A 4,546-nucleotide genomic window follows, 5' to 3' on the forward strand; every position below is an offset into this window, starting at 1 on the left:
TTTTGGCTGAGTTCTGGCCTGCTTCCTCCCCATCCGGGGTTTCAGTTTTGTCTTCTGTCTCCACGGGTTCACCATGGCCTCTGATGTCTCCCCTCCTCCCCTCCTCTCGGCTGAGGCAGCCGCTCAATTGGCAACTGCTCCCCCTGTCTTCACAACGGAGCAGATTTTGGAGATCTTGCCCCATCGCTATCCTTTTTTGCTGGTGGATCGGGTTGTGGAGTATCAACCGGGGCAACGGGCAGTGGGCCTGAAAAACGTCACCTTCAACGAGCCCTTTTTTCAGGGGCATTTCCCCAACCGACCCATCATGCCCGGCGTCCTGATCGTCGAGGCTATGGCCCAGGTAGGGGGGATCGTGTTGACCAAGTTGCCGGACGTGGCCGGGCGCTTGGCCCTGTTTGCCGGGATCGATGGCGTTCGCTTTCGCCGCCCGGTACTGCCGGGGGATCAGCTGCTGCTCTCCGCCGATTTGCTCACCATTCGCCAGAGGCGCATTGGCAAGATGTTCTGCCGCGCTCAGGTGGGAGGGCAACTGGTAACCGAGGGGGAGCTGATGTTCTCCCTGGTGGATTGATGGGCCAACAGCGGCCATCCAGGAGGCGCTCCGGTGTGGGTGTTCTCGCAATTGAGATAAAGTGTTGGGATAGAAAGATGGCTCAGGGGCTGCTTGCGCCTTTCTGTCGGGATACGGTAAACATGTTGTCGCGACAGTGGGGCGTAGCTCTAAGGCTCATCTCCCCTGGAGTCAAGTCTTGGTGATCCTTCGCAGGGTTGGGAGCGTAACCACAGTTGCTGGCTAGGTCGGAAATGAGTTCGTTCGCTTCAGCGGGATCCACTCCCAACATCTCTGCAAGTGCGCCGCACCGCTCACGGGAGCGGATTCATCCCACTGCGGTGATCCATCCGAAAGCTGAGCTGCACGAAACGGTGCAGGTTGGCCCCTATGCGGTGATCGGCGAGCATGTTCGCATTGCTGCCCATACGGTGGTGGGGGCCCATGTGGTGATCGATGGCTGGACGGAAATCGGCGAGGGCAACCACATTTTTCCGGGAGCAGTTGTGGGCACCGAGCCTCAGGATCTGAAGTACAGCGGCGCCCCCTCTCAAGTGGTAATCGGCAGAGGCAATCGCATCCGCGAGTTCGTCACCATCAACCGGGCTACCAATGAAGGGGAAGCCACCCTGATTGGAGATTACAACCTGCTGATGGCCTACACCCATGTCGCCCACAACTGCGTCATCGAAAATCAGGTGGTGATTACCAATGCTGTTTCCTTGGCCGGCCATATCCACATCGAGTCTCAAGCCCGCATTGGCGGCATGGTCGGGATCCACCAGTTCACCCGCATTGGGCGCTTGGCCATGGTGGGGGCGATGAGCCGGGTTGACCGCGACGTTCCCCCCTACATGTTGGTGGAAGGACATCCGGCTCGCATCCGCGGTCTGAACTTGGTGGGGCTGCGGCGAGCCCAAGGGATGGAGGGATCCCTGCCCTTGCTGCGGCAGGTCTACCGATTTTTGTACCGCTCAGGGTTGCCTTTGGAAAAAGCGCTGCAAACACTGCGCAGCAGCCTGTGTGTCGTTTGTAACAGCGGTGCGGAGGGAGAGCGCCATGTCCTTTCCCTACAGGGGAAAGAGTGGGTGGACGAGACGGGATCCCTGCAACATCTGCTGCAATTTTTGGAAGACTCCCTCTCCCAGCCCCAACGACGTGGCCCTCTGCCGGCCCTGCGCGGGAGGGGGGAAGATCCGCCGGTGCAGAGCACTTCAGAGCTGGATGACTAAAGATTGGGGTCGGGAGCGTAGCTCTAGTGAGCCACCTGTTCATCTGCACGGGCGAGGTCTCAGGGGATCTGCAGGCCGGCCATCTGATCGAAGAATTGCTGCGCCAACGCCCTCAGCTGCGCATCACCGCCGTGGGAGGGGAGCGCATGGCTGCTGCGGGGGCCCGTCTGTTGCACCGCACCACCGAGATCAGCTCTGTTGGCATTTTAGAGGCTCTTCCCTTTGTCGGCCCCGCCCTCTGGACGGAGTGGAAGATTCGCCGCTTTTTAGCCCAAGACCCGCCAGATGTGGCCGTGCTGGTGGACTACATCGGCGTCAACAGCCGCATTGCCCGTCTGCTGCAACGGCGGCAGATCCCTGCTGTCTATTACATTGCCCCCCAAGAGTGGGTGTGGTCGCAGGACGCCCGCCTCACCTACCAACTGGCCCAGCAGATGCGGCTGATGTTGGCGATTTTCCCTGAGGAAGCCCGCTACTACGCGGCGGCAGGAGCCCATGTCCAGTATGTGGGCCATCCCCTGTTGGATATTTTGGCCGCTGTGCCCAGCCGTGCTGCCGCCAGAGCCCAGTTGGGGATCCCTGCCGAAGCCACGGTGGTGGTGGTGGTGCCGGCTTCGCGTCGACAAGAGCTGCGCTCGGTTCTGCCTGTCTTGCTCAAGGCGGCTCAGTTGTTGCAAGCTCACCTGCCTCAGGCACAGTTTTGGGTGCCCCTGGCCTCGCCCCGTTTTGCTGCCCCGATTGCGCGGGCTGCCCGCCGCCTTGGGCTCAACCTCACCCTTTTGGATCCCCAAGCTCTGCCCTTCTTCTCCCCCCACAAAGCTCATCACCTCGCCTTGGCAGCGGCTGATTTGGTGTTGGCCAAGTCGGGCACGGTGAACTTGGAGACGGCCATCTTGGGGATCCCCCAGGTGGTGATCTATCGCCTCAACCCCATCACCTTCTGGATCGCCCGCCATTGGCTGAGGGTGTCGGTGCCCTTCATGTCTCCGCCCAACCTCGTGCAGATGCGCCCCATTGTGCCGGAGTTGCTGCAGGAGCAGGCCCAGCCAGAGAAGATTGCCCAACTGGCGCTGGAGTTGCTAACTCGGCCCGAACGCCAAGCCCAACTGCAAGCCGACTACGTCGCGATGCGGGCCGCCCTGGGAGAACCCGGCGTTCTGGCTCGCGCTGCCAAGGCCATCCTAGAGGTGTTGGATGGCGAAGCTGGATCGAAGCAGGATCCCTTCCGCCGCTAACTCCGGCGACCCAGCACCTGGGGCACGGCCCGTCCTCCCGCCAAGGCCGCTGTCGAATCCTCCTCTTCCAGATACTCAGCATCTTGGTTGACCCGCCACCCATCGTAGCGCCGTTCCCCCGCCACAATGTTGCGAGCGGCCAAAAGGCCCGTCATCATGGCGTGATCCTGGTTATTGTAGCGGTGCATGCCGTTGCGGCCTGCCACCTGCAAATTGGGCAGTGCTTCTTCCAAAAAGGTTCGAATGGTCTGGATGTGAGCTTGATAGCCGTGATTGTAAACCGGGTAGGCTTTCGGGGCGCGAATGACTGTGCCGCCCAAAACCTTTGCCTTCCCCAGCAGGCCCAACCGCTGCAATTCCAGCGTTGCCAAGGCCATCAAATCCCCATCGGTTTGTCCCCAAAAGGGATCCGTCGCTGAGCAAAAATACTCCAAACCCAAGCAGGTGACCGAGGGATCCGGAACCATGTCCGCGCTCCAATTCTTGAAGTTTTGGATACGCCCCACCCGCACCGAGGGATCGTGAATGTAGATCCAGTGATCTGGAAATAGGTTGGGCTCATCCACCAGCAAAGCCACCGTCAAAAAATCCCGATACCGCAGTTGTTCGGCAGCCTCTCGCACCGGCTCCGGTGCTGCAGGTACCAAAGCCCGCACCAGAGAGCGCAGCGGCATGGTGGAAATGAACTGCTCGCCGGTCACCCAAAAGGTCTCTCCCCCTTGAGAACAGGCTTGTACAGCTTGAACTCCGGCCCGGTTCCAGTGGATTGCCGTAACCTTGCGATCCAGTTGTACCGGCTGCCCGGCTTCTGCCAGCAAGGTTTGAACGCGCTCCCACATCTGGCCTGGCCCTAGGCGAGGATAGCGAAAGCGATCGATCAGGGTTTTGATCACCCCCTCTCGGTTGGGGAAAAAGGTTTTACGGATCAAAGAAGCCATCGACAGACCCTTGATCCGCTGGGCTGCCCAGTCGGCGCTGATCTCGTGACAAGGGATCCCCCACACTTTCTCGGTGTAGGTCTTAAAAAAAGTGCGATACAGCCGTTCCCCAAATTGGTTAATGACCCAATCTTCAAAAGATACAGGATTGGGCCTGGGAAAGAGGCGCGCCTTTAGGTAACTGAGCAGACAGAGGGTGGTAAACCCTGGCCCCAGTTTGGCAAAAACATCCGTAGGTCGAATTGGATAATCAAAGAAAACACCTCGGTAAAAAATGTGGGAAAGCCGACGGCAAACCTGCATTTCCGAGCCCAAAATCTCCGTCCACAGAGCCTCAATTTCCGCCGACTTGGAGAAAAAGCGGTGTCCACCGATATCAAAGCGATAGCCTTGGTAGGTTACAGTGCGGGATAGCCCCCCTACCTGCACCGGATCCGCTTCCAAAACCGTTACCGGGTAGCCCTGCTTGTTCAGCTCGTAGGCGGCACTCAATCCAGCTGGCCCCGCCCCGATCACCACTGTGGACTGCACTCTGGATAGCTGCCTTGAGGTACCATCTGGTAATATAGCAAAGGGATTGCAGTTTGA

Annotated in this window: 4 protein-coding genes; 3 read left to right on the top strand and 1 reads right to left on the bottom strand. The window is 59.4% G+C overall.

What is annotated here, in order from left to right:
• Nucleotides 1-73 precede the first annotated feature (73 nt).
• The 3 genes from fabZ to lpxB all read left to right on the top strand — a co-directional run bounded on the left by fabZ (nt 74) and on the right by lpxB (nt 3,020).
• The gene (gene fabZ / locus NW819_RS10430; protein ID WP_414355588.1) at nt 74-574 is read left to right on the top strand and encodes a 3-hydroxyacyl-ACP dehydratase FabZ; all 501 of its coding nucleotides are present in this window, start codon (nt 74-76) and stop codon (nt 572-574) included.
• Between the two features lie 233 nt (nt 575-807).
• On the top strand, nt 808-1,785 hold the full coding sequence (lpxA, locus tag NW819_RS10435; RefSeq protein ID WP_414382304.1) for an acyl-ACP--UDP-N-acetylglucosamine O-acyltransferase: 978 nt from the start codon (nt 808-810) through the stop codon (nt 1,783-1,785).
• Nucleotides 1,786-1,811: 26 nt separating this feature from the next.
• Nucleotides 1,812-3,020, top strand: coding sequence for a lipid-A-disaccharide synthase (gene lpxB / locus NW819_RS10440; RefSeq protein WP_414413696.1), 1,209 nt, complete (start codon nt 1,812-1,814; stop codon nt 3,018-3,020).
• Here lpxB and NW819_RS10445 read toward each other — a convergent pair.
• A complete protein-coding gene (locus tag NW819_RS10445) occupies nt 3,017-4,489 on the bottom strand; it encodes an NAD(P)/FAD-dependent oxidoreductase (RefSeq protein ID WP_414341657.1) in 1,473 nt (490 codons plus the stop codon). The genes lpxB and NW819_RS10445 overlap by 4 nt on opposite strands.
• Between the last annotated feature and the right edge of the window lie 57 nt (nt 4,490-4,546).

Source organism: Synechococcus sp. R8-2 (assembly GCF_047461715.1).
Lineage (GTDB): Bacteria > Cyanobacteriota > Cyanobacteriia > Thermostichales > Thermostichaceae > Thermostichus.

Excerpts from the sequence above, each read along its gene's own strand:
- lpxA (WP_414382304.1), top strand. The coding sequence starts at position 808 with ATGAGTTCGTTCGCTTCAGCGGGATCCACTCCCAACATCTCTGCAAGT.
- fabZ (WP_414355588.1), top strand. The coding sequence starts at position 74 with ATGGCCTCTGATGTCTCCCCTCCTCCCCTCCTCTCGGCTGAGGCAGCC.